Origin of the sequence: Streptomyces sp. NPDC001717, from assembly GCF_042892775.1 — a bacterium.
Lineage (GTDB): Bacteria > Actinomycetota > Actinomycetes > Streptomycetales > Streptomycetaceae > Streptomyces.
In genome coordinates, this window is record NZ_JBIAUK010000018.1 from 125,052 (window position 1) to 148,831 (window position 23,780).

Genomic DNA, 23,780 nt, shown 5'->3' on the forward strand with positions numbered 1-23,780 from the left:
CACGCTGAGCACCAATGACAGCTGCATCGCCCTGGACCACAGATCAACATTCGCCGCCATCGGACAGCCAGAGGCCGAGAACAAGCGCAGCCCAGGCGCTCCAGGCCAAGATCTTCCTGCAGGCGTGATCAAGCCCGCACCTTTGGCCACTTAGGCCGCTGAACTGCCCCGAAACCCTCCGTATCCTTACAGATGATCATGGGGGTGGGGATTTTGGCAGGCAAGGGCAACAGCGACCTGGAGATGGATCCGGTCGCGGTGAAGAACCTCACGGACGGCCTGCGTGCCGCGATCGGTGAGTTGCGCGAGTTCGGTTCGGCGGGGCCCGCGTCGATGGGCGGCGGCTTCGGAAAGTTGGCCATGACCGGCATGGAAGCCGGTCACGGGCAGGTGGCGGGGGTTTTCGAGGAACTCTGCGCCCGCTGGGAGTGGGGTGTGCGCGCTCTCGTCCTCAGCGCGAGCGAGCTGGCGAGTGGCCTCAAGATCTCTGCGGGGATGGTCTGGGAGGAGGACCAGTACCGCGAAGGAACCTTCAAGGTCGCCGCGAACTCCGTGATCGGCAATCCGCACGCGGACGAGGACGAGACCAAGGAGAAGTCCTGGGACGAGATCAGGACGCCCCTCCGGCAGGAGACCCCGGAAGAGGCCCAGAAGGCCCGCGACGACTTCCAGCAGATCTGGGACCAGGCCAAGCGCGATTCGCTGACCAAGGGCTTCAGCGGTCAGCTCGTCGAGGGTGCGGCCGAATACGCCGGGATGGACCGTGAGGAGCTCGACCAGGCTCGGGCCCGCGCTACCGAGGGTGGGAACTGATGGGACGCGACCTCGGCGAGTGGATCGATGCCGGCGGCAAGGCCCTGGGAGAGGGCCTGCAATGGGTGGGCGACAAGGCTGCGGACCAGTTCGAGAGCGTCGGCTGGCAGGACGGTGCCAAGGCGGTCCGTACCGGGGCGGACATCATCGCGAACCGCCTCGGGGCGGAGGTCGGCGAATACGAGCTGGGCCAGACCGACGATCCCAAGAGGCTGGTCCACGGCAGTGCGTCCAAGCTCCGCGCGACCGCTTCCCACCTGAGTGACTTCCAGGCCGCCTTCGACCAGACGGGCCAGGGCCTGAAGGGTCTCGACCACGACGGGATCCAGGGCGCCTCCGCCGAGGCCTTCCGTACGACGGCCCAGAAGCAGCCCCCGAAGTGGTTCGCGGCCGCGGATGCCTTCGAGACCGCGGCCGGTGCGCTGAATCGTTTCGCGGACACGGTGGAATGGGCGCAGGGCCGGGCCCAGGAGGCGCTGGACGAGTACAAGACCGCGGTGAAGACCTCGCAGGCCGCGCACGACGCGTACAACAAGTGGGTCGACTCGTACAACGAGGCGGTCCGGGCCAAGCAGGATCCTCTGCCGGCCCGTCCCATGGGCTTCACCGACCCCGGCACGGACGGCATCAAGGCCGCCCGCGAAAAGCTGGCCGAGGCCCGTCGCCAGCGTGACGAGGCAGCCCTGTCGGTGGTCAAGGCGCTGGAGACGGCACGGGACGCGGCGCCGCCGATGCCGTCGGCGACCATGCAGTTGGCATCCGAGGCGCTCCGCATGGGTGTCAGCGCCCAACACGCCGGCGGAGGCTTCGTGAAGGGCGCCGCGGAAACGATCAGCTTCTTCCGTGCCGTCGACCCCGACGACCCCTACAACCGCATGCACCCGACCGAGTACAAGATGCGGTTGCAGGGCATGGGGGTCGGCCTCATGACCACGGCGAACGACCCGGCGGCAGCGGGCTCCCGCATGTACCACGAATTCATGAAGGATCCCGACGAGTTCGGCGCCAAGACCTTCTTCGATTTCGTCGCCGGGACGAAGGGCATGGGAACTGGGGCCAGTGCCCTCAAAAGGGGTTCGTCTCTCGGCCGTTTGGCCAACGGCGAGCTGCCGAAGCCCCATCTGCCAGATGCGCCCGATCGCATGCCTTCAGCCCGGGAGAACCTCAACGAGAACAGGGCGGGCAACTCCCGGGAGCATGAGTCCAGGACATGCGTCGACGACCCGGTCGACGTCGCGACGGGCCGGATGCTCCTGCCCCAGACGGATCTGGTCCTCCCCGGCTCACTCCCCCTCGTCTTCGGTCGGACCTTCGAGTCCTCGTACCGCTCGGGGCGCTGGTTCGGACCCACCTGGGCCTCGACGGTCGACCAGCGCCTGGAGATCGACGCGCAGGGCGTCGTCCTCGTCCAGCCGGACGGCAGCCTGCTGGAGTACCCGCACCCCGAACCGGCCGGCGAGTCCGTCCTGCCCACTCTCGGCCGACGCCTGCCCCTGACGTGCGACGCCGACGGCTGGTACACCGTCACCGACCCGGACACGGGCGTCGTCCGACACTTCTCGGAAGACGGCCTCCTCTCACAGATCGACGACAGGAACGGCGCCTGGATCGCCTTCACCTACGACGAGCACACAGGCGCTCCGCTCGCGGTCTCCCACAGCGGGGGCTACGAACTGCGCATGACCTCCGCCGAGGGCCGAATAACCGGCGTCGCCCTCGCCGACGGCACGGAGATCCTGCGCTACGGCTACACGGACGGCCACCTCACCGAAGTCACCAACTCCTCCGGCCGCCCGCTCCGCTTCGACTACGACGCACTCGGCCGGATCACCTCCTGGACCGACACGAACGACCGCCGCTTCGACTACGTCTACGACGAGCGCCACCGCTGCGTCGCCCAGTCCGCCCCCAGCGGACACCTCAACGTCCGCTTCGCCTACGAAGACGGCATCACCACCCACACCGACTCCCTGGGCCACGTCACCCGATACGTCGTCAACGACCTGGCCCAGGTCACCGCGGAGATCGACCCGACCGGCGCCACCACCCACTACACGCGCGACACCTACAACCGCCTCCTGACCCACACGGACCCGCTGGGCCACACCACCCGCTTCACGTACGACGACCAGGGCCGGCTCACCACGGTGACCCGCCCGGACGGCCGCGAGGTCCACGCGGAGTACAGCCCGCTGGGCCTCCCGATCAAGGTCCTCCGCCCCGACGGCCTGGCGACCCACACCACGTACGACGCCTGCGGCAACCCCACCTCGGTCACCGCACCGGCAGGCACCACCACCCACTACGCATACGACGTCCGTGGCCACCTCGCCTCGGTGACCGACGCCCTGGGCGCGGTCACGACGGTCCGCTGCGACCCGGCCGGCCTCCTCATCGAGGCCACCAACCCCCTGGGCGCAACGACCCGCTACACCCGAGACGCCTTCGGCCGCCCGATCGCCGTCACCGACCCCCTCGGCCACACGACCCACCTCACGTGGAGTACCGAGGGCCGCCTCCTTCACCGCCGAAACCCGGACGGCAGCGCCGAGTCCTGGACGTACGACGGCGAGGGCAACTGCCTCACCCACACCGACGCGGTCGGCGGAGTGACGCTCTCCGAGTACGGCGACTTCGACCTCCTCACAGCCCGCACCGGGCCGGACGGCGTCCGCCACTCCTTCACCCACGACACCGAACTGCGCCTCACCGGCGTCACCAACCCCCAGGGCTTGACCTGGTCCTACACCTACGACCCGGCAGGCCGCCTGGCTTCCGAAACTGACTTCGACGACCGCACCCTCACCTACGCATACGACGCGGCAGGCCGCCTTACCTCCCGCACGAACGCACTGGGCGCGACGACCACGTACGCGCACAACGCCCTCTCCCAGCTCCTGCGCAAGGAGACGGCGGACGGCATCACCTCGTACGAGTACGACGTCTTCGACGAGCTAGCCCAGGCAGTCACCCCGGACGGCACGGTCCTGACCCGCCAACGCGACGCATTCGGACGCCTCGTCTCAGAAACCACCGACGGCCGCACCGTCTCCTACACCTACGACTCCCTGGGCCGCCGCACCGGTCGCACGACCCCCACCGGCACACAATCCGAGTGGACGTACGACGCCACGGGCCACCGCACCCACCTCACCACCTCGGGCCGCACGATCACCTTCGAGCGCGACGCGGCGGGCCGCGAGCTCACCCGCACGATCAGCCCCGACCTCGCGCTCACCCACACCTACGACCCGCTCGGCCGCCTCACGGACCAGCACCTCCTTGGCCAGGACGGCCGCACCCTCCAACGCCGCGGCTACAGCTACCGCGCCGACGGCGCCCTGACCGCGATCGACGACGCGCTCGCAGGCCCGCGCACCTTCACCCTGGACACAGCAGCACGGGTCACCTCCGTCAAAGCCTCCAACTGGTCGGAGCTCTACGCCTATGACGAGGCCGGCAACCAAACCTCGGCCTCCTGGCCGACCCGCCACCCCGGCTCCGAGTCCCAAGGCGACCGCTCGTACGAGGGCACCCGCATCACCCGCGCGGGCTCGATCCGCTACGAACACGACGCCCTCGGCCGCACCGTCCTCCGCCAGAAAATCCGCCTCTCCCGCAAGCCGGACACCTGGCACTACACGTGGGACGCGGAAGACCGCATGACCGGGGTCACCACCCCCGACGGCACCCACTGGCGCTATCGCTACGACGCCCTGTCCCGCCGCACGACCAAACAACGCCTCACGCCCTCCGGCGACATCGCGGAAGAGACCCTCTTCACCTGGGACGGCACCACCCTCTGCGAGGAGACCGCCGGCCCGGTCGCCCTCACCTGGACCCACAACGGCCTGCACCCCCTGACCCAGGCGGAGCGCGTCCTCGGCACCACCGACGACCGCTTCTTCGCCATCGTCACGGACCTCATCGGCACCCCACGCGAACTGGTGGACGAGTCCGGCGACATCGCTTGGCGCGCCCGCTCCACCCTCTGGGGCTCCACCACTTGGACCCGCAACGCCACGGCCTACACGCCCCTCCGCTTCCCGGGCCAGTATTTTGACCCCGAAACCGGCCTCCACCACAACTACTTCCGCACCTACGACCCCGACACGGCCCGCTATCTCACCCCAGACCCCCTGGGCCTGACACCCTCCCCCAACCCGGCCGCGTACGTTTCCAACCCTCAAACGTGGTCCGATCCGCTCGGACTCGCCCCGTGCCCGAAAGGAAGATGGGAAGAAAAGGCCGACTTCTCCAGCCAGAAGACAATGAGCAAAAAATATCATGCTCACGCCGGAGACTTCATCGACAACCCAGGAAACCTGAATGGCAAGAACCTCAGACTGTTTGAAGAAGAACTACGCAAGCACATGCTGGAACCTGATACAAAAATATACAGGTTTCACTACCGAAAACCTGGAGACACAGCGATTGGCTTCATCGACCCGAACTCCCTGAAGATGGTAATGCTGCGTCCGGACGGAAAATTCTGGAGCGCGTACCGTCTAAGCGATGGACAGTTTTCCGATATTGTCGAGAGGGCATGGCTATGGTAACAAGCAGCGACAGCGAGAAGCAGGGTTATTCCGACAATGCGTCGGGTCGACCACACAGCAAGTTCAGAACCCAACATAGGCAGTGGAAAACAGCTGCGGAGGTTCCCGCAGATTCGTCAACCGGTCAGCAACTGAGTCTCATGAGAAGGCTGTCCCTCGAGCAGATCCAGCCGGAGAAGTTCGCCAAACTGTGGCTCGACGCTCGGAGGAAATCCCTGAACGAGAACGAGCGCATCGGCGAGCACCTCTCTCGGTGCCTCAACCAGGTCTTCTACGCATTGGACTCATACCCGATGGACCCGGAGCTTCGCGAGGAGGGAGATGTTACCGATACCGAGCTCATCGAAATCGTGAATCAGATGCTCGATCGGATCGATCAAGGCGCTGAATGAAGAAGCCCAGCCGCCCCCAAGGGCAAGCTCCCCAGAGAACCTGCGGGTGGCGACGAGCCTGCGAGGCAGCGAACCTGAGCGGCATTCTCGTCGCCACCCAGGCGCTCACGGCGTTGACGGAGTGACATCCGTCGCCGTTCGACGACGTGGACCGAATGTGGGAGAATCTGCGCTCCCTCGTCACGGGGCGTATTGGACGAAGAATGGGCTGTGTGTAGTGGAGGGATTCACCGGCGAGCCGCTGGAGAGGATGGTGTTCCAAGCCATCGGTACGCCCGGTGTCGAGGTGCGGCTGACCGTGCTGAGCTGGTGCCCCCGCGACCGGAGACCAGGCGCCGTGGCTCCTCGCTATGGTCACCCTCGTCGACAAGGGAGCCGGACTGATCGGCCGCGATGAGCTGCTCGTCAGCTTCCCAGGTGGCGACTGACCGCAGAGCGTGGGCACCGGGCTCACGGGTGACAGGGCACTCGAACCGACCTGCGGGCGAACCGGCTCGTCCGCCCGTTCCCCTGGGGTCATCACCACGAGTGCAGAGGAGCAATCAGCGGCTCAGTCCTCGCCAGGTAGCAACGCGGGTTCATCCCTACAAGCGGAGGAAGTGGGCGAAGTCAAAGTGGCCCACCGATCCGCCGGGGTCCCTGCCCCGCGTCACCGCGGCGAGGAATCGGGGTCCGCTTCCAGAACAGCCAGAACTCCGCGAAGCGCCGGTGCTGCCACGTTCCCGCGCCCAACTCGCTCAGCGCATAGGCCGTGGTCTTGAAACCGTCTCCGTGATGGAACTCAGCGCCCCACACGCCAAGCCGCACCGAAACGACCTCGTCCAGCCCCAAGCGGTAGGTCCCCCACAGGTTGACCGCCACGATCCCTGCAGGGCCAACCTCGAGCCGGACCTTGAAAATCGCCCACCAGAAGAACAATGCGACGCCGACGGCCAACCCCGACCACAGCCCGGCCGGCCGTGCCGTCTCCCCTCCCGGAGAGGAACCCACCCGGCCCAACCGAAGAGCGCCTTCACACCGACAACAACCGGGCTCGCATAGCCCGCCATGCGAGCCGCCCCACCCACCCGCCAGACCGACACCGAGTCCCTACCCTGGTTGTCCATGCCCGGATTGTGCGCCACACAGGTTGACCAAACAGATAGGGGCACCCCCTCTGGGGCACCACCGTCGAGAAGTCCATGCCGGCCGTATCAGGCTGCGTGGGTGACGTCGTGGCCGCCGATCACCCGCACGTCACCGCCCTGGGCCGGAGTGGCCTGGCGGGCGGTGACGAGCCGGCTGTGCGCGCGACGGTCTGCCAGGCTGTCCGGGCTGTCCCCACCGCACGCCACCGTTCCCCGAGGCGTGGCAAGGAGCGGCACGCCTTCCGCTGCTTGCCGTACGGGCGCGCCGTCCTCAGATACGGTGCAGGTGTTCCGTGAACAGGGCGCGGGCCTGGTCGATGTCTTCCGGCGTGGCCGCGCCGCGCTTGGGGAGCACGAAGAAGTAGCCCATGCTGCCGGTGAGTACGAAGAGTTCTGGGGTCTCGAACCACCAGGGGTAGCCGCGCCACCCGTCGTCCTCTTCCTGACCACCATCGGCGGCTCCCCGCGTGCGCATACCGTCCTCGGTGAGCGTGGTACGGATGGTGCCGAGGGCGGCATCCTTCGCGTACAGCTCCTTCATCCGGAACCTGCGATGCCACTGCCGGATCCCGAGTGAGGCGACCACGACGGTGACCCCCACGAGGACAACTCCGCCCCAGCCCAGATGCCACAGCCACACACGCAGGAGCACGGCCGCGGCCGCGGCCAGAATGGGCAGCCAGAGCATTGCGGTACGCCCCGGCCAGGGCCCCCAGGTGAACCGGCGCAGGGCCGCATCGTAGTCCGGAGCCTGCGCGGCGTACTCGAAACGGGCGGTGCACAAGGGCCGTACTTCCGGCCCCCGTGGCCTGATTCATGTCCATAAAGCGGAGGGTATGACACGTTACCGCACACGACTCCGGGCCCCCGGCTTGGACCGTGATGGACGGCCTCGGTCTCACCCACAGCCTCACCCCTCCCCGGATTTCCAGTAGCCGATGAGGTCCGGCGCCATGCTGCCGGTCAGGCAGGCTTCGACCCGGACGCCTGACTGCACGACAAGGACAGTCTCGGAGATGCTCACGGACAGCCCCGGCCCCCACGGACACGGCGCCAGCCCGAGGAGCAATCCGCGGCCCGCGTCCGCGCCCGAGCGAATATACTGAGGGCACCAAGTTACTCAGGCACGAGAGGCCCTCCACCGTGGTGGAGGGCCTCTCGTATTGGTATGCCCGGTTTGCCGCCGGATTCGCCGGACTCAGGCGACCTGGAGCTTCGGCCGGCCCGTCGGGGTCGGCGGGGCCTGGTGGTACGTCGGCAGCTTCAGGTTCGGCAGGTCCCCCGACTGGATGCGGACCAGGGCCGCCCTGAAGGCCGCCTCCATGCTCTCCGGGCTCTCGTACTTCGCCGCGAGCGGGTGGAGCCGGTAGGAGTTGCCGTTGCGTTCCTCGCTGCGCGGCCTGAGCACGATGTTCAGCTCGCACAGCGGCGCCATCAGCCCGCTGACCGCCTGCGGCGTGACCCCGTACTCGGCGGCCATGTCCTTCTGCCGCACCGCCAGCGCTCCCCCGAAGTCGCTGCGGGAGACCAGGTACTGGAGGAACTTGACGGCGGACCCCGACAGCGGCAGGGCCCAGATGCGCTCCGCGATGATCGGAGACATGACGTTAGCCATGGAACGGCCTTCCTCGTCGAGAGCGGTCGCCCGCACAGGGGCATGGCAGCACTATCACCCGGTACGCCTCCTCGCGCGATAGCTTTCCTCGGCCACGAAGCCGAGGTCCAGCTCCTCCTGGTGAGCCCCCTGGGGACCGACGGCGTACGGGAACTCCTCGGCGTCGTGCTCGTGGCGGTCTGCGATCTCGGCCAGTACGTCCTGCTGGGCCGTGCTGTTGCCGTTGAACCACAGGCGCACGTTGATCTGGATCCGGCCGTTCCCGGCCTTCTCCACCCAGTTGTAGCCGCACAGAGCCTGCACGGCCCGATTGACCGTGGACCGGGTGATCATCTTGCCGTCCTTCTGCGCGGCAATCTTGTTCAGGCCGTCCGTGATCTCCTGCTGCGTGTACTGGGTGATGCCGGTGCCCGGCACCTGTCCTCCCGCGACGAAGAGGAAGACGCACAGCTGGGACTTGGTGATGCTGTTCGCGACGGCCAGCTGGGCCAGCAGCTGCGTGAACCAGTTGCTGGCAAGGCTGTATCCCGCGCCTCCGGCCATGTCGTGGACGGCGCGCGGGTCTGCCGCGTACTCGAACGTGACTCCCTTGAGCCTGCGCCGGCCGCTGGGGTCGGAGGCCTCGGCCACCTTCTCCCCGAGCTGCTGGCCCAGGACCGCCAGGATGTCTCCGTACTCGGCTTCGCTGCCCGCGGCGGTGGGGGCGGGTACAGGCCGGGGCCCGCGCCGACGACGGGCGGGCGGATCAGATGTCACAGGACCTCCTTGTTACTCAGGCGGTCCGAGACTATCCAAAAAATCAACCAGTGCTTGTCTTTTGACGCCTCGGCGCGTCGGAAGACACCTCTGACGCGAGTCCTGTTCGAACGGCGCGCGGAAAGTACACGGTACGTGAAGTTTTCTCGCCGTCAAGCGCCGGAAGTACACGACTGCTTGATTTAGGTTGTCGCGATGGCGACACGTACGTGTAGGGGGCACGGATGGGTTCGCGGCTCTCGGCGCCGCCGGCCCAACGCGCTGACCTGCGGTGTTCTCGGGCGGGTTGGCGGGCTCAGAAAATCAAGTGGTGCTTGAGTTTTCCGCGAAATGTGCTCTCTGGGTACACATTTCAGGAGGCCAAATGTGTCCTGGGGGACACATGCCCCTCGACAAACCTGCAGGTCAGAGGCTTGCGGCGGCCGCGCCCTCTTAATAAAGAGCAACGCGACCGACGGCCCTGGCCGCCCTCTGGTCTGTGAGCTGTGCTGTGCTCTGCCCCTCTTGTGTGCGCTCCTACGGCACATTCCTTTCCAGTAGGGCTCTGCGTCACACAACTACCCATCCATAGTGGCTAGTTGTGTGACGTCTCACCGTGGTCGGTCATGGCTGTCCTCTCCGGCAACCCGACCTCGGCCACGGAATCGCCCCCTCTCGAACCTGTGCCACCGAAAGCCAGCCCCGATGGCGGGTGTGTCGAGCGAGTACGGCCAGTGGCCACCCGCACCACCCCTGACCTCGGCCACATTTCTTGTTCCAAGGCACCGCGGGCCGGCAGCCGCCGACGGAGGCACGCCATCCCGGCGGGGCACCGCAAGCCCGCCAGGGCTGAGGAGCTACCGACCCTGGGCGTCCAGGTGCTGCGGGGAAGAAGCCATGCCCGCTCACGACAGGCGGCCAGGGAGGGACAGCACTTCGAGGTCGCCGCAGATGTTCAGGCGGGGTCCGGACCTCCGCCGGCCTCGACCGGGAGGAGCAGAGCGTGGTAGCGAACAGCGGTGAACACCGTCGGCTCGGGCAGGTTCAGGGCCGCCATCGCTGCCGAGGCGACGTCGTGGCGCTCCCCGTTGACCCTGATTTCAGCCTCCATCCGGCCAGGAAGCCCACCGTAGAAGACCTTGACTCCGTTGAAGAAGGGCGATTCCAAGTCCTCGGTGAACGTGTCGGCGATACGGCGCAGCACGTTCGCCTCCAGCACAGCCGACTGCAGCTTCTGGTTCTCCGAGACGTCGAGCCCGAAGGCCACCGCGCCGGAGGTGATCGAGTGCCAGCCGGGAACTCCCCTCTCGTGATCGGGCCCGGCGTGGTCCGCGAAATGCTCGTGTCCGTCGAGGAGTTCAAGCAGGCACGCGCCGGCTGTCTGGACCCACGCATCGGCAGCCGTCCGAGGGTCCCCGTTCATGGCAACGGCACACTCCATGAAGCAGGGGACGTCCGGCTGGATGTTCACGTCCGGTAGCGCGACGAGTTCGTAGTGGTGTCCGCCCCCATGGATGGGTGGCGCCACGGCCACTGCCCATCCGCGGGGACTGATCAAGGAGTTGCCCTTGAGTTCGGCCCCCTCGGTCACACCTGGTGCGTACTCCTCGAGGCTCGCCTTGACCAGGGCGAGGAACTCAAGGTCGGGGAGGCGTTCAGCAGGCGGGGCAGCAGACAGTTCGGTGTTGCGCGCACGGCGCCGTCGTATCCACAGCATGCGGCGGATCTTACGGAGCGCCCAGCCCTGAACCGAAGATCAGGAAACCTCATTCCGGACAACATCCCCCATACACGAGCAACATGTTACGGCGTGGCGCTTCACCTTCCCCGCAGAAGGTTAGTAAGGTACCCGCATGACCGCTCCATACGATCCGGAAGTCAGGGAAAAGGTAGTCGCCAAGCTGCCCGCGTCCCTGCGGCAGGAACTCAAGGTCCGCGCCGCCCAGTTGGGCGTGGACATCCAGGACGCCGTCACCGAAGGCGTCCACGCCTGGCGTGCCGACGCCTCCGCGGCGACCCCGGTGGACACCTCCGGTGCCTCCTCCTTCTCCACGTACCTCCCCACCGGCCTGTACGGGGAGTTCAAGGAGGACTGCCGGGTCCGTGAGGTCCCGTACAACCAGGGCCTCGCCCAGTCGATCCGGCTGTGGCTCGACACCCACCCCTCCCCCGCCGGGCGCCGCCGGCCCTCCAGCGAGGGGGCCCGCCGGATCGTGGTCTGCAACCAGAAGGGTGGCGTGGGCAAAAGCGCCATCAGCAACGGCCTCTCCCAGGCCCTGGCCGAGACCGGCGCCCGGGTGTGCGTCATCGACTTCGACCCCCAGGGCCACCTGACCCGTCACCTCGGCGCCGAGATGCTCGGCATCAAGGAACCGAGCCTCGCCAAGCACATGCTCGGCGAGATCGAGGGCCGGGTCCGCGAACTGCTCGTACCGATCGAGCACGGCGTCTTCGCCGGCCGCCTCTTCCTCCTGCCCTCCTGCAAGGACGCGTTCCTCCTCGACGCCCGCCTGGCCACCACGCGCCACGTGCGGACGAAGGAGACCGCTCTGGAGAAGGCTCTGGAGGAGCTGGAGGAGGACTTCGACTACATCGTGGTCGACTGCCCGCCCAGCCTCGGCTACACCATGGACACCGCGCTCTACTACGCGCGCACCCGTGAGGGCGAGGCGGAAAAGACCTCCGGCATCATCGTGCCGGTCCAGGCCGAGGACACCTCCGCCGACGCGTACGACATGCTCAGCGAGCAGCTCGAGGACCTGATCGACGACCTCGACATCGAGATCGCCCAGCTCGGCTTCGTCGTGAACCTCTACGACAGCCGCAAGGGCTACGTGGTCACCTCCTCCCTCAACAGCTGGAAGGAGTTCGGGGACCCGCCGGTCATCACCGTCATCTCCGACCTCAAGGAGCAGCGCGAAGCGGTGCGCGTGAAGCTGCCGCTGCTGCACTACGCCCCTGAGTGCGAGCAGTCCGAGGCCATGCGTGAGATCGCCCGGAGGATCGCGGCATGAGCAAGAGCGATCTCCTCGGTACCGGCGCCGCCTTCAGCAATGCGCGACGGGCTGGCGGCCGCAGCGAGCGGGGCCGGGCCAAGGCCATAGCGCAGGGCGACGTGCCTGCGTACGAACTCATCCGGATCCCCCTCGACCAGGTCTCCCCCACTCCCCTGAACCCGCGCCGCAACTTCGGCACGGACGAGGAGATGACCCGCTTCGGCGAGGAGCTCCGCCAGGCGCAGCTCGCGGCGTGTGTCGTCGTTTCGCGGGGTGCCTACCTGGGCCTGTGGCCCGACCACGACTCCCGGATCGGGGCGGCCGCGTACGTCCTGATCAACGGCGAGCGCCGGTTCCGCAGCGCGCTGCACGTGGGTCTGGATTCGCTGGACTTCGTCGTACGGGACGACCTCGCGGCCACCCGTACGGACTTCATCGACCACCTCCTCGCCGAGAACCTGGAGCGGGAGGACTTCGACGTCATCGAGCGGGCGCGCGGTGTGCAGCAGCTCGTCGAGACGTGCGCGGAGCAGGGCAAGGAGCACGGGGCGAAGTCGCGGGCGGCAGAGCGGCTGGGGAAGTCGCCGTCGTGGGTGACGAACCAGCTGGTGCTGCTGGAACTCCCGGAGGAGATCCAGCAGATGCTGAGCTCGGGGGAGTTGCCGGAGCGCGACGGGCGTGCTCTGGCCCGTGCGGCGAAGGACCGTCCGGGCGCCAGTGCGGCCGAGCTGCTGACCCTGCGGGACGAGACCAAGGCGCAGGAAGCGCAGGTCAAGGCGGTCCAGCGGGAGATCCTGCGGGGAGCTCAGGAATCCGCGCCGGCGACCTCGGTGGTATTGGCCGGGGGAGTAGCGGAGGCTGTTGTCCAGGCTCCGGAGCCGCCCCGACTTTTGTCCGCGGACAAAAGTCGGGCTCCTGAGCCCTCTGCTCCTGCAGCCTCCGGCCCTGTTGCGATGCCGGCTCCGACCCCGGTTCCAGTCCCGGTGATCTTTGCCGAGCCGGTGCAGCCGTCGTCGGCCCCCGCGCCGGTGTCCGCCACGGCGGCGGAACCGGAGCGGGCCATCCCCGCCCAGAACCGGATGACGGACACGGCCTCGGTGCCGTGGCAGGACCCGAAGGGCGTTTTCGACGCGATCTGGACCAACATGTCGGCCGAGCACCGCACGGAGCTCACGATGCTGCTGATCGAGAACAACGAGCAGTCCTGAACCTTGCGTTCCGACCGGGCCCCACCGCAACGCAGTACAGCGGTGGGGCCCCGCCGCATCCGGCACGCGATCTGGACGACAGGCCATGGCACGCGCCTCACCGGGCGGGACGAGATTTCGTCCTTCACTCACCAGGTGCTGCCGAGGCCATGAAGGACTCCACGGCCCCGTACGAGGTGGTGGACGTGTTGTTCATCCGCTCCGACGTCGCAGCGGGCAAGGCACACGCTCAGTACTTGACGTTGGATGGACGGCTGATAGGCAACCTGGGCACCCTGGATCTACGTGATGGAACACCGAGATGTTCGCCGAGTGACGTGAGAAGGCTGCATGGATCGGGTCGGGGCGCGTCGAGCCGGCTCGTCGGTGACGAGTTCATCTCGGGAACGGCTACGAGGGCTACGACGCGGTACGTGTCGTAGCCCTCGGTTCGCTGATGATCTGTGAAAGCCCTGCTGGGCCGCAGGCCCCGCTGTCTCAGGCGATCACATTGAGCGCGCGGTACAGCGCGTAGAGGATGGCCGGCAGCGCTCCGACCAGCCCCGATACGGCCAGGATGACCGTGGGGAGTCGATGGGTGCTACGCAGCGACCTGACCAGATAGCCGACCAGAGCGAAGTAGGCCAGCGTGATGATCACGCCGGCCAATAGCCCCACCGACGAAGTTGTGAAGTGCATGACAGTGCGCACTCTCCTAACGTCCGATTGCCCAGTCCGTATGTGCACCGGCAGGCCGCAGGAGAGTCGCGTCGACGGAACCCTTGGCTAGAGGGTCCTCGGCACCTTCCGCGGCGTGACGACGCTTCGACGGTAGCCCAAAGTCGGTCCCACGCAATAGAGTTGAAGAGATTTGAATACGCCAAGGACCCCGGGAAGCCATCCCGGGGTACCTTTGCGACGCATGGCGAACCGGACTGGGCAGTCTGGTATCGGACGTCAGTAGAACCATGCTGGTCTTCCGGGATATACGAACGATGTACGTCCTGCATACGTAGAGACGGAGGTCGGCAGGGGGGTGCAGGCCAAGTGACGGCAGTTGTAGCAGCGGAGGAATCGAAGCCGAGGTTCGCGGTGCTCGGCCCGGTCCGCGCCTGGCGTGGCTCCGAGCCCATTTCCCTCGGGAGCCCCCAGCAGCGGGCGCTGCTCGCGGCGCTCCTGTTGCGCGAGGGCCGCACCGCCACCGCGCCGGAACTGCTCGACGCCGTCTGGGGCGAGGACCCGCCGCCGCAGTCTCTGGCCGTTCTCCGTACGTACGCCTCCCGGCTCCGCAAGACTCTTGCCCCCGGGCTGCTCGTCTCCGAATCGGGCGGCTACGCCATCCGCCTGCCCCGCGACGCGGAACCCCTTGACCTCGTCGTGGCGCAAGGTTTCGCCGCCGAGGCCGAGCAGGCTCGTGCTGCCGGGGACCGGCTGCTCGCCCGCACTCTGCTGGCCCGCGCCCTTGACCTGTGGGACGGCGAACCGCTCGCCGGGGTCCCCGGCCCGCACGCCGAGATGCAGCGCACCCGGCTGGAGGAGTGGCGCCTGCAACTGCTGGAGACCCGCCTCGACCTGGACCTGGAGGTCGGCCACCACGCGGAGGCCGTCTCCGAGCTCACCGCCCTCACCGCCGCCCACCCCCTGCGCGAACGCCTGCGCGAGCTGCTGATGCTCGCCCTCTACCGCAGCGGCCGGCAGGCCGAGGCCCTCGCCGTCTACGCCGACACCCGCCGCCTCCTCAGGGACGAACTCGGCGTCGACCCCCGTGCGGAGCTCGCCGCCCTCCAGCACCGCATCCTGCGAGCCGACGCCGAGTTGATGCAGACCGAGAACCTCCCCACGGCGACCGCGCCGGTACGGATACGGCCCGCACAGCTCCCTGCCACCGTGCCCGACTTCACGGGCGCAGCACGCCACGTCGCCGAACTGGAAGATGTCCTTTCCCGTGCAGCCAAGGAAAGGGTCATGGTGGTTGCCGCGCTCGCCGGCATCGGCGGCGTCGGCAAGACCACCCTCGCCGTACACGTCGCCCACACCGCCCGCGCCCACTTCCCCGACGGCCAGCTCTACGTCGACCTCCAAGGCACCTCACCGAGCCCGGTCCAGCCCGAGGCCGTTCTGGGTGCCTTCCTGCGCGCGCTCGGCACCCCCGATGCAGCCATCCCGGACTCGCCCGAAGAGCGGGCCGCTCTCTACCGCTCCACCCTCGACGGCCGCCGCGTCCTGGTCCTGCTCGACAACGCCCGCGATGCCGCCCAAGTCCTTCCGCTGCTGCCGGGCGCTCCGGGCTGCGCGGCCCTGGTGACGAGCCGGGTCCGCATGTCCGACCTATCGGGTGCCCACCTCGTCGACCTTGATGTCATGAGCCCCGACGAGGCCCTCCAGCTCTTCACCCGGATCGTCGGCGCCGAGCGCGTGGGCGCTGAACGCGAAGCCGCCCTCCACGTGGTCGGCGCCTGCGGCTTCCTGCCGCTGGCCATCCGCATCGCCGCCTCCCGCCTCGCGGCCCGCCGCACCTGGACGGTGTCCGTCCTCGCCGCGAAGCTCACCGACGAACGCCGCCGCCTCGACGAACTCCAGGCCGGGATACTTGCCGTCAAGGCCACCTTCGAGCTGGGCTACGGCCAGCTCGAGCCCGCCCAGCAGCGCGCCTTCCGGCTGCTGGGCCTCGCCGACGGGCCCGACATCTCCCTCCCGGCGGCAGCCACCGTGCTCGGCCTGCCCGACTACGACGCCGAAGAGTTGCTGGAAACCCTGGTGGACTTCTCGCTGCTCGAGTCCGCCGCGCCGGGCCGCTACCGCTTCCACGACCTCGTACGCCTCTACGCGCGCGCCTGCGCCGAACGCGACGAACAGCCCCCGGCCGAGCTGGAGGCGGCACTCGACCGGCTCCTGGACTTCTACCTCGCCACCGCCTCCGAGGTCTACGCCCTGGAGCGCCCAGGCGACAGGCTCGTCGATCACCTGGCCCCCACCCACCATCCGGGATCGTCGTTCACGGACCCGAGTTCTGCCCTGGACTGGCTGTACGCCGAGGCCGATCCGCTGCTTGCCTGTGTCCGACAGGCCGCCGCACGTACTCCTGAGGCTCTTCGACGAGCGGTGGACCTGCTGTGGGTGGCCAAGGACCTCTCTGAGTCCGGGGCCAAGAACCGGCAGTACGAATCCGCGGCGGTTGCCCTGCGCGACGCGGCGCAGGCCGTGCGGGACCGGCGCGCCGAGGGCCGTGCCCGTACTGCCCTCGCCGGTGTCCACCTCGTCGCGGGCCGCTTCGTCGCAGCCGACGAAGAGGCTCGCCATGCCGTGAGCTTGGCCCGCGAGGCCGGCGACCCGCTGTCCGGCTGCTGGGCCCTCAACGACCGAGGCATCATCGCCCTGTACGAAAGCCGTCCGGAGGAGGCGGAGCGGTACTTCGTCGAAGCCATGGAAGAGTTCCGTCACAACGGTGACCTCGTCGGCGAGGCCGGCGCCCTCAGCAACCTGTCCCGCGTCCACGTCCAACTGCGCCGCCTCGACAGCGCCATCGAACTCGCCCGGCGGGGCATCGCCATCTACGACCAGATGGGCCTCACCCTGAGCCTGGCCAACGGGCGTTACGCCCTCGGCATCGCCCTCACCCAGGCGCTCCGGCTCGACGAGGCCCTGGATCAGCTCGGGCAGGCGCTCTCCCTTTTCCACGACAACCGCCATCGGCTGTGGGAGGGCGTCACCCACTTTCGTCTCGCCGAGGCCCACCTGGCCGCGCACCAGTTCACCCTGGCCGCCGCCCACGCCGAACAGGCCATAGCCCTTGGAGGCATCGGCGGCGAATGGCGGCGGGCCGGCGTCCTCGTGGTCCTCGGAAAGGCACTCAGAGCGATGGGCCACAAGGACCGGGCGAACGCATGCTGGCAGCAGGCGCTGGGGATCTTCGAGGACCTTGGAGCCCCCGAGGCAGAGTTCGTACGGCCCTTGGTCGACACCGAGGTCCCTTTGGCTCCCTGAGGTCCCTTCGGGCCCGAGAACCGGAGCCCAGCGTCATTGCGGCCGCTGCCAACCTTCCTGCGCGGCACCGTCGACTGCCTGCCGTGCTTCCCCGTCGGCGCACCGTGGGGGCCGGCCGCGTGCGACGGCGCCGAGCTCGGGGCCGATGTAGCAGGTGTCCAGGATGACCGTCTGGAGGCTGCTCATCCAGGGGTAGCCTGGCCGGACTTTTGTCCGCGGACAAAAGTCCGGCCCCGTGCTTCCAGTCCCGGGGCCTGGCCGCCCCTGCACACCCAGCGGCTCGTCAGGTGTCGTACGTCCCGTCCCACGGCGCCGAGAAGCCCAGTTGGTCGGGGTAGAGCTCGGCCCAGTCCTCCTCGCCGTCCTCTTCCTCACCATGGCACTCGGTGACCAGACCGAAGAGCACCCCGTCGACGGTGATGCGGAAGGGCCGGATGGCGATGTCGCCGTATGCGAGGTCGGGGAGATCGGCGAGGAGGGCGTCCAGTCGGGCCTCCGCGCGCGCCACCACGGAATCAGGGGCGTACCGACGCCGCATCTGCTCCGCCCAGGTGCCGGCGGACCAGATGTCGGAAGCCTGGTGGTTGCCCTCGTGGTCGAAGGTGTGCAGCACCACGAACAACCGCTTGTGCTCCTCCCAGCCCTCACCCATCGCGAACCCTTCAGGAAACGCATAGGTGACCGAGGCGAAGAACTGGCCGCGGCTGAACGACCCGATGGTGCTCGTCCGGTAGCCCGGCTCATGCGCGATGGGGATGAGGTCGGGGATGGTCATGCCGCACCCTAAGCAACCGGGGCACCCTTGCCGGGCACCGGGGTGAGGTGCCCCGACTTTTGTCCGCGGACAAAAGTCGGGGCGGAGCGCAGGCGATCGTGATCGGAGGGAGCCCGGGGCAGGGGGTGGGGTTGGTTGTCCAACTCGGCTGTGCCGCAGCTGCGTTGGAGTTTCGCAAACCGCTCATACCGGGATCGTTTGCCTGCTAGCGTCCTGTCCCATTCCAGCAAGCAACCGTTATGAGCAGAGAGCGAACGACGGAACGTGGCTGAATTACGCGCCCCACGCGACGGGGCGATACGCCCCCGATGGGATCCCCGGGAGGCCCCCTGCGTCCCGGTGCTGACCCTCGACGACCGGCTCGTCGAGCTGAACCTGGTGCAGCTGCTTTACGATGCCGACGACCTGCGGACCGTGGAAGGCGCCACGCCGGGGGAGAAGGTCGCGGTCATCGAGTTCCTGCTGGCCGTCTGCTACGCCTCCGGCACCTACCCGGAGTCCGCCGAGCAGTGGCCCGCCTGGGTGGACCGGAGGGACGCTCTCCGGCCCGCCGCCGAGTGGCTCGCGCAGCGTCCCGAGGACGAGGTCTGGGACCTGTTCCATCCCACGGAGCCGCTGGGGCAGAACGCGCTCCTCGCTCCCTTCCTCGACGAGCACGGGGCGGGTCCGGCGCAGCTGGTGATCGAGCGGGTCGGCGACTACAACCAGTTCTTCGACCACCATCACCTCGAACACCCCGGGGCGTTGCCTGTCGCCCAGGCCTTCCGGGCCATGCTCACCCAGCACGTGTACGGGCCGGCCGGGCGGGCCCGGATCTCCGGCAAGGAGACCCTCGGCCCCACCATCACCAACCTCGCCGCCACCCGCCTGGGCACCCGGATCCGGGTCATCGCACTCGGGGACACCCTTGGCGAGACCCTCCGCCTGAACCTGGCTCCGGTCTCCGGGCCGCCCGGGGAGCTGAACCGTACCTGGACCGCCGGCAAGGAACGCCGCGGGTTCAAGGCCAAGCCGAGCGGCCGGGAGGTCGGTGGCCCGGCCGACCTGCACAGCTATCTGGGCCGGTCGGTCCTGCTCCGCCCGACCCCGCAGGGCGACCAGGTGGACCGGGTGCTGCTCGGCGCGGGCGAGCTGCTCGCGTTGAAGGAGGAGCACCTTCAGGACGCCGTGTACGCGAAGACGGCGGACGGGACCGGGAAGCCGCTGTGGGCCTCGGCGACCCGCGCGATCTGGCGGCAGGCCCACGCCCTCTACGCGGCCGTCGACAAGGCGCGCTCCCACGAAGGCCGGAACGACGGCGGCACCCTCTACCGGAGGCTCGCGCTCTTCCCGGCCGAGGACGTAGCCCCCGAACCCGGCCAGCAGCCCGCGCGCCGCATCGAGCTCTGGACGGTCGGGCTCGTCGCCAAGCAGACCACCGCCATCGCCTGGGTCGACGGCACGTTCCCCTTCGCCCCGGGGCTGGAAGCCAGGCTCTATCTCGCGTCCTACCGCGGCTCGGACATCGCCGAGTTCGTGGCGTCCGCCCTGTACAAGGCGGCGTACGCGGCCTGGAGCATCGTCTACCCGAACCCCAAGCCGGGCGACAAGGACAACCAGATCGCCCGCTTCGACGCCCGCGGTCAGCACTGGGCGGCGACGCGCGAGCCGTTCGACCTGCTGATGGAGGAGACCACTCTCGGCGAGGACGTCAACGCGTCCCTGCACGAGTACGCGGTCACCGTCGCCACCGCCGCCCGCAGGTTCCTCGCCGAATGCCTCGACCCGCTGCCCAGGAACTCCCAGGGGGCCAAGGCACGGGCCGCCGCCCTGCGGCGGTTCGATGACGAACTGGCCCTGCCGAAGGCTCCTGCCGAACTCCGAGGGGAGAGCGCATGAACACCACCACGGGTGCCGGTTCGGGCCCCGGCACCAGCCCTTCCACGAGCGAGGGCAGTGCCGCGCTGACGGCCTGGCTCGCCGGCCTCGTCCACAACCACGACTACGCGAGCCTCGCCGAGCTCCGGCGCCCCCGAGTCCAGCGGGAGCCCCACTTCCGGGCGCTCTGGTACAGCCCCACCGAAGCCCAGCGCGAGGTCTACGGCCAGGTCGCCTTCCTGTTCGCGGTCTACCACCAGGGGCGTTCCAAGCCGGCCTTCGGCTACGGGAACCTCGGCGAAGCGGCCCGCCGTATCGGCAGCGGAACCAAGCTCGGGCCCGAGGATCCGGGCGCCGCCCGACTCGTCGACCGCATCGTGTCGAGCCGCCGCATCCCGTGGCGCCACCTGCAGCACGCCGTTGCGCGGCTGCGGGCCTGCGACCAGCAGCGTCCGACCGCGCCGCCGTCCTGGGCACGGCTCGTCGACGACCTCAACCAGTGGCACGACCGCAAGGCCCGCATCGCGTACGAGTGGGGCGTGTCCTTCCACATGCCCCCGGCCCGGGCCGCCGCCGCCCGGACCGGCACCACCCCGACCGCCGCCGCCTCGACTCAGAAGGACTCCACCACGTGACCAGCAACGCCTCCTCTTCGGCCGCCGGAAGCCAGTTCCTCTCCCTGCACCTGCTGGAGACGCTGGTGGCCGTACTCCCCGTACGCGACGAGAACGGCGCGCCCAAGTCCATCGTCTACGGCGGCACCGAACGGCACATGATCACGAGCCAGGCCCGGCGCCGGGCCGAGCGGGTCCACACCCGGGACCGGGCCAACGCGGGCATCGGCGCCCTGGCCGGCCGCAGCACCGGCGTCCGGACCCGCGAGTGGGCGCTGATCACCGCACGCGCGCTCACCTCCACGCACGGCTGGGAGGAGGACGAGGCCGTCCGTACGGCGCGCGCCGTCATCGAGGCCACCGGCCTGAAGTTCGGCGATCAGGGCAAGAAGACCGTCGCGAACCTGACCAAAGTGCTGCTGTTCGCTCCCGCGGACGCGGGCACCCGGATCGCCGCCCACATCCACGAGCAGGCCGACGCGGTGCGCTCCTGGGCGGGGGAGTACCTGGCGGCGCAGACGGCGGCAGCCGCCGCCAAGGGCAAGAAGGGGGCCCGCAAGGGCGCCGCGCAGCAGGAGGCGGCCGACGTGGACGAGGCGGCCGAGGGAGCCGCAGCGGCCGATGCCAAGCTGCCCGCCGTACCGGCCGCGACCCGAGCCGCAGTCCTCACCGCCCTCGCCCCGCGCGACGCCATCGACATCGCCCTGTACGGCCGCTTCCTCGCCGAGATCGCGGACTCCCCGAACGTCGACGGGGCAGTCCAGTCGAGCCACGCCTTCACGGTGCACGAGGCCGAGCAGGTAGACGACTTCTACGCGGCCGCCGACGACGCGAAACTCGACCGCAAGAAGAACGCCCTGGACTTCCTCGACGCCGCCGACGACGCCGGAGCCGGCATGACCGGCTACCAGTCCCTGATCACCGGCACCTTCTACCGGCACGCCGTACTCGACCGCCTGAAGCTGCGCAGGAACCTCCAGGCCGCCGGGATGACCGCCGAGGAGGCCGAGGAGGCGTCCGTCGCGGCCGAGGCGGAGTTCGTCACCGCCTTCGTCGACGCCTTCCCCGAGGCGAAGAAGAACTCGACGGCCTCCACCGGCTCGCTGCCCGCCCTGGTCCTCGCCTTCGAGGGCGAGCGCCCGTACAACTACGCGGCCGCCTTCCAGGCCCCCATCGACGAGAACCCGATCGACAAGGACGGCGAAGGCCCCGCCGGTCCGGCAGCGGTCAGGCGGCTGCTCAAGCACCACGCGTTCGTCAGCCGGCGCCGCCCCGACATCCGGTCCGGCCGCGTCCTCACCTACGACCCGCAGATCGACGAACTGCTGGGCACCCTCAAGGACACCGGCGCGACCGCTGTCACCTCCGCCGAGGAGCTGACGGCGTGACGACCACGCACGTCCTGCTCGTACGGCTCGCCGCCCCCCTGCAGTCCTGGGGGGTGGCGTCCCGGTTCTCGCACCGCGACAGTCACGTCCGCCCCACCAAGTCGGCGGTCGTCGGGCTGTGCGCGGCGGCCCTTGGCCGGGACCGCACCGACCCCGTCGACGACCTCGCCGCGCTCGTCTTCGGCGTCCGCGCCGACCATCCCGGGACCCCCGTACGCGACTACCACACGGTCGGCGCGGGCCGGTTCCCGCTGCGCCCGCGCGACGTCATCACCGACCACCGGCGGGCCGCCGCCGTCGCCCGCAGCATGGAGGCGGCCGACGGGCCGGGCTTCGGGCACCACGAGCTGGCCGGCTGGTACGGGGCGCCGAAGAAGATCACGGCCGACCCGGTCTCCGGGGCCCTCGTCTCGGCGGAGCTGTCGCGTGCGGCGATGATCACCGAGCGCTGGTACCTCTCCGACGCGGCTTTCGTCGTCGGACTCCAGCACGAGGACAGGGCCCTGCTGGAGGAGATTGCGTACGCCCTGGAGCACCCGAAGCAACTGCTCTGGCTCGGCCGGAAGTCCTGTCCGCCCTCAGGCACCCTGGCCGCCGAGATCCTGACCGGCACGATCGCCGAGGCCTTCGCCGCCAAGCGCCTGCTCCCCGGCCCCGATGGCCCCGACCCCGATGGCCCCGACCCCGACACCTCGGGCGGCCGGCGCCCGTGGGCGTGGATCCAGGCACCGTCGGGGACCCGGGGCGCCACGCAGGTCAACGACCAGCCGGTCAGCTTCGACCCCGCCCGCCGGGCGCACGCCACGCGCTGGGAGACCCGTACGCGCGTCACCATCGCCCCGACCGCCACCGAATGGGACATCATCCCGTGAACAGCACACGGGCCGGAACGGCCCGCTTCGTCGCCACCCACTCCGTCCTCTCCCTGAACGCCCGCCACCCGTTCGTCGCGAAGTCCCTGGTCGACGCCCAGGAGATGCACCGCACCGTGATGAGCGGCTTCCGCGGCTGGGTCGAGGACGGCGACCCGGAGGCACGCTCCCAGATGGGCGTCCTGTCGACGTGGTCGGTGGACCTCAAGGCGGCGGCCCTCGTCCTGGTCGTACAGTCCAGGATCCCGGGCGACTGGGCCCGCATACCCCGCGAGGCCTTCACGGCGGCGCCCCACATCATCACCGTGGACCGCACCTTCAAGGCGGGCGAGGTCGTGGGCTTCCGTACGGTGGTCAACCCGACCCGCAGCAAGCCGACTTTTGTCCGCGGACAAAAGTCGGAGGGGGAGAAGTCCCGCGGCAGGCGCACCGCCCACACCACCCCGGAGCACGTGAAGCGGTGGTTCGCGCGCCGCCTCCAGGCGGACGGGGAGCCGGCGACGGCCGAGGACGGCGTGGCCCGCATCGGCGCCGCGGCCGACCCGGAGGCCCTGGGGATCCGCATGCTGCCGACGGTCTCCAGCGGCCACCGCGCCAAGCCGGTCCGCATCGGCCGCGCGGAGATCCGCGGCTCCCTCACGGTCACCGACCCGGAAACCCTGGTGGGAGTCCTGTCGAACGGCCTCGGGCACGCGCGTGCGTACAGCTGCGGGCTGGTGCTGACCCGTTGAGGGAACGTCCCGGCGCGAACGCCTGAGGGGGGGGGGCGTTTTTGGCGGGACTATATAGGCGAGCCCAAAGCGGGCCGCCACCATTGTTGGGGGCCCCCCCGCCCGCTGGACCCCCAAAAGGAGTCGACGGGGGGT

The 23,780-nt window shown here is 69.0% G+C and carries 20 protein-coding genes; 11 read left to right on the plus strand and 9 right to left on the minus strand.

What is annotated here, in order from left to right; all coding sequences use genetic code 11:
- Nucleotides 1-204: 204 nt before the first annotated feature.
- The 3 genes from ACFYZL_RS25815 to ACFYZL_RS25825 are packed head-to-tail and all read left to right on the plus strand — an operon-like array spanning nt 205 to nt 5,764.
- The gene (locus ACFYZL_RS25815; RefSeq protein WP_388682122.1) at nt 205-813 is read left to right on the plus strand and encodes a hypothetical protein; all 609 of its coding nucleotides are present in this window, start codon (nt 205-207) and stop codon (nt 811-813) included.
- Nucleotides 813-5,372, plus strand: coding sequence for a putative T7SS-secreted protein (locus tag ACFYZL_RS25820; protein WP_388682125.1), 4,560 nt, complete (start codon nt 813-815; stop codon nt 5,370-5,372). The genes ACFYZL_RS25815 and ACFYZL_RS25820 overlap by 1 nt, the downstream gene beginning before the upstream one ends.
- Nucleotides 5,360-5,764, plus strand: a complete 405-nt coding sequence (locus tag ACFYZL_RS25825; protein ID WP_388682128.1) for a colicin immunity domain-containing protein — start codon at nt 5,360-5,362, stop codon at nt 5,762-5,764. The genes ACFYZL_RS25820 and ACFYZL_RS25825 overlap by 13 nt, the downstream gene beginning before the upstream one ends.
- A gap of 609 nt (nt 5,765-6,373) precedes the next feature.
- Here ACFYZL_RS25825 and ACFYZL_RS25830 read toward each other — a convergent pair.
- The 6 genes from ACFYZL_RS25830 to ACFYZL_RS25855 all read right to left on the minus strand — a co-directional run bounded on the left by ACFYZL_RS25830 (nt 6,374) and on the right by ACFYZL_RS25855 (nt 10,958).
- Nucleotides 6,374-6,754, minus strand: coding sequence for a hypothetical protein (locus tag ACFYZL_RS25830; RefSeq protein WP_388682131.1), 381 nt, complete (start codon nt 6,752-6,754; stop codon nt 6,374-6,376).
- Nucleotides 6,755-6,957: 203 nt separating this feature from the next.
- Nucleotides 6,958-7,128, minus strand: a complete 171-nt coding sequence (locus ACFYZL_RS25835) for a hypothetical protein (protein WP_388682134.1) — start codon at nt 7,126-7,128, stop codon at nt 6,958-6,960.
- A 34-nt stretch (nt 7,129-7,162) separates the two neighbouring features.
- Nucleotides 7,163-7,675 carry a YcxB family protein gene (locus tag ACFYZL_RS25840; RefSeq protein ID WP_388682137.1) on the minus strand — a complete coding sequence of 171 codons (513 nt, stop codon included), beginning with the start codon at nt 7,673-7,675 and terminating at the stop codon, nt 7,163-7,165.
- A gap of 414 nt (nt 7,676-8,089) precedes the next feature.
- Nucleotides 8,090-8,506, minus strand: a complete 417-nt coding sequence (locus ACFYZL_RS25845; RefSeq protein ID WP_388682140.1) for a hypothetical protein — start codon at nt 8,504-8,506, stop codon at nt 8,090-8,092.
- 54 nt (nt 8,507-8,560) lie between these two features.
- The gene (locus tag ACFYZL_RS25850) at nt 8,561-9,262 is read right to left on the minus strand and encodes a hypothetical protein (RefSeq protein WP_388682143.1); all 702 of its coding nucleotides are present in this window, start codon (nt 9,260-9,262) and stop codon (nt 8,561-8,563) included.
- Nucleotides 9,263-10,196: 934 nt separating this feature from the next.
- Complete coding sequence (locus ACFYZL_RS25855) at nt 10,197-10,958, minus strand: DUF6348 family protein (RefSeq protein ID WP_388682146.1); 762 nt, start codon at nt 10,956-10,958, stop codon at nt 10,197-10,199.
- A gap of 136 nt (nt 10,959-11,094) precedes the next feature.
- On the opposite strand from ACFYZL_RS25855, the gene ACFYZL_RS25860 reads away from it, so the two are divergent.
- A complete protein-coding gene (locus tag ACFYZL_RS25860; RefSeq protein WP_388682149.1) occupies nt 11,095-12,255 on the plus strand; it encodes a ParA family protein in 1,161 nt (386 codons plus the stop codon).
- Complete coding sequence (locus tag ACFYZL_RS25865) at nt 12,252-13,445, plus strand: ParB/RepB/Spo0J family partition protein (RefSeq protein WP_388682152.1); 1,194 nt, start codon at nt 12,252-12,254, stop codon at nt 13,443-13,445. Before ACFYZL_RS25860 ends, ACFYZL_RS25865 begins: the two co-directional genes overlap by 4 nt.
- 477 nt (nt 13,446-13,922) lie before the next feature.
- On the opposite strand, the gene ACFYZL_RS25870 is transcribed toward ACFYZL_RS25865, so the two are convergent.
- Nucleotides 13,923-14,135 (minus strand): hypothetical protein, encoded by a 213-nt coding sequence (locus ACFYZL_RS25870; protein ID WP_388682155.1) that lies wholly within the window; start codon nt 14,133-14,135, stop codon nt 13,923-13,925.
- 336 nt (nt 14,136-14,471) lie between these two features.
- Here ACFYZL_RS25870 and ACFYZL_RS25875 point away from each other — a divergent pair, with 336 nt between their 5' ends.
- Entirely contained in the window at nt 14,472-17,408 is a 2,937-nt protein-coding gene (locus ACFYZL_RS25875; RefSeq protein ID WP_388682158.1) for a BTAD domain-containing putative transcriptional regulator, read from the plus strand.
- A gap of 33 nt (nt 17,409-17,441) precedes the next feature.
- On the opposite strand, the gene ACFYZL_RS25880 is transcribed toward ACFYZL_RS25875, so the two are convergent.
- Together ACFYZL_RS25880 and ACFYZL_RS25885 are read right to left on the minus strand one after the other, a co-directional pair.
- A complete protein-coding gene (locus ACFYZL_RS25880; RefSeq protein WP_388682161.1) occupies nt 17,442-17,594 on the minus strand; it encodes a hypothetical protein in 153 nt (50 codons plus the stop codon).
- Between the two features lie 97 nt (nt 17,595-17,691).
- Nucleotides 17,692-18,183, minus strand: coding sequence for a hypothetical protein (locus ACFYZL_RS25885; RefSeq protein ID WP_388682164.1), 492 nt, complete (start codon nt 18,181-18,183; stop codon nt 17,692-17,694).
- A 339-nt stretch (nt 18,184-18,522) separates the two neighbouring features.
- On the opposite strand from ACFYZL_RS25885, the gene ACFYZL_RS25890 reads away from it, so the two are divergent.
- The 5 genes from ACFYZL_RS25890 to ACFYZL_RS25910 are packed head-to-tail and all read left to right on the plus strand — an operon-like array spanning nt 18,523 to nt 23,645.
- On the plus strand, nt 18,523-20,061 hold the full coding sequence (locus ACFYZL_RS25890; protein WP_388682167.1) for a type I-E CRISPR-associated protein Cse1/CasA: 1,539 nt from the start codon (nt 18,523-18,525) through the stop codon (nt 20,059-20,061).
- Nucleotides 20,058-20,675 carry a type I-E CRISPR-associated protein Cse2/CasB gene (locus ACFYZL_RS25895; RefSeq protein WP_388682170.1) on the plus strand — a complete coding sequence of 206 codons (618 nt, stop codon included), beginning with the start codon at nt 20,058-20,060 and terminating at the stop codon, nt 20,673-20,675. Before ACFYZL_RS25890 ends, ACFYZL_RS25895 begins: the two co-directional genes overlap by 4 nt.
- Nucleotides 20,672-22,042: a type I-E CRISPR-associated protein Cas7/Cse4/CasC gene (locus tag ACFYZL_RS25900; RefSeq protein WP_388682173.1), complete on the plus strand. Its 1,371-nt coding sequence runs from the start codon at nt 20,672-20,674 to the stop codon at nt 22,040-22,042. The genes ACFYZL_RS25895 and ACFYZL_RS25900 overlap by 4 nt, the downstream gene beginning before the upstream one ends.
- Nucleotides 22,039-22,914, plus strand: a complete 876-nt coding sequence (gene cas5e, locus ACFYZL_RS25905) for a type I-E CRISPR-associated protein Cas5/CasD (RefSeq protein WP_388682176.1) — start codon at nt 22,039-22,041, stop codon at nt 22,912-22,914. Before ACFYZL_RS25900 ends, cas5e begins: the two co-directional genes overlap by 4 nt.
- Complete coding sequence (locus ACFYZL_RS25910) at nt 22,911-23,645, plus strand: type I-E CRISPR-associated protein Cas6/Cse3/CasE (RefSeq protein WP_388682179.1); 735 nt, start codon at nt 22,911-22,913, stop codon at nt 23,643-23,645. Before cas5e ends, ACFYZL_RS25910 begins: the two co-directional genes overlap by 4 nt.
- The last annotated feature ends 135 nt before the right edge of the window (nt 23,646-23,780 follow it).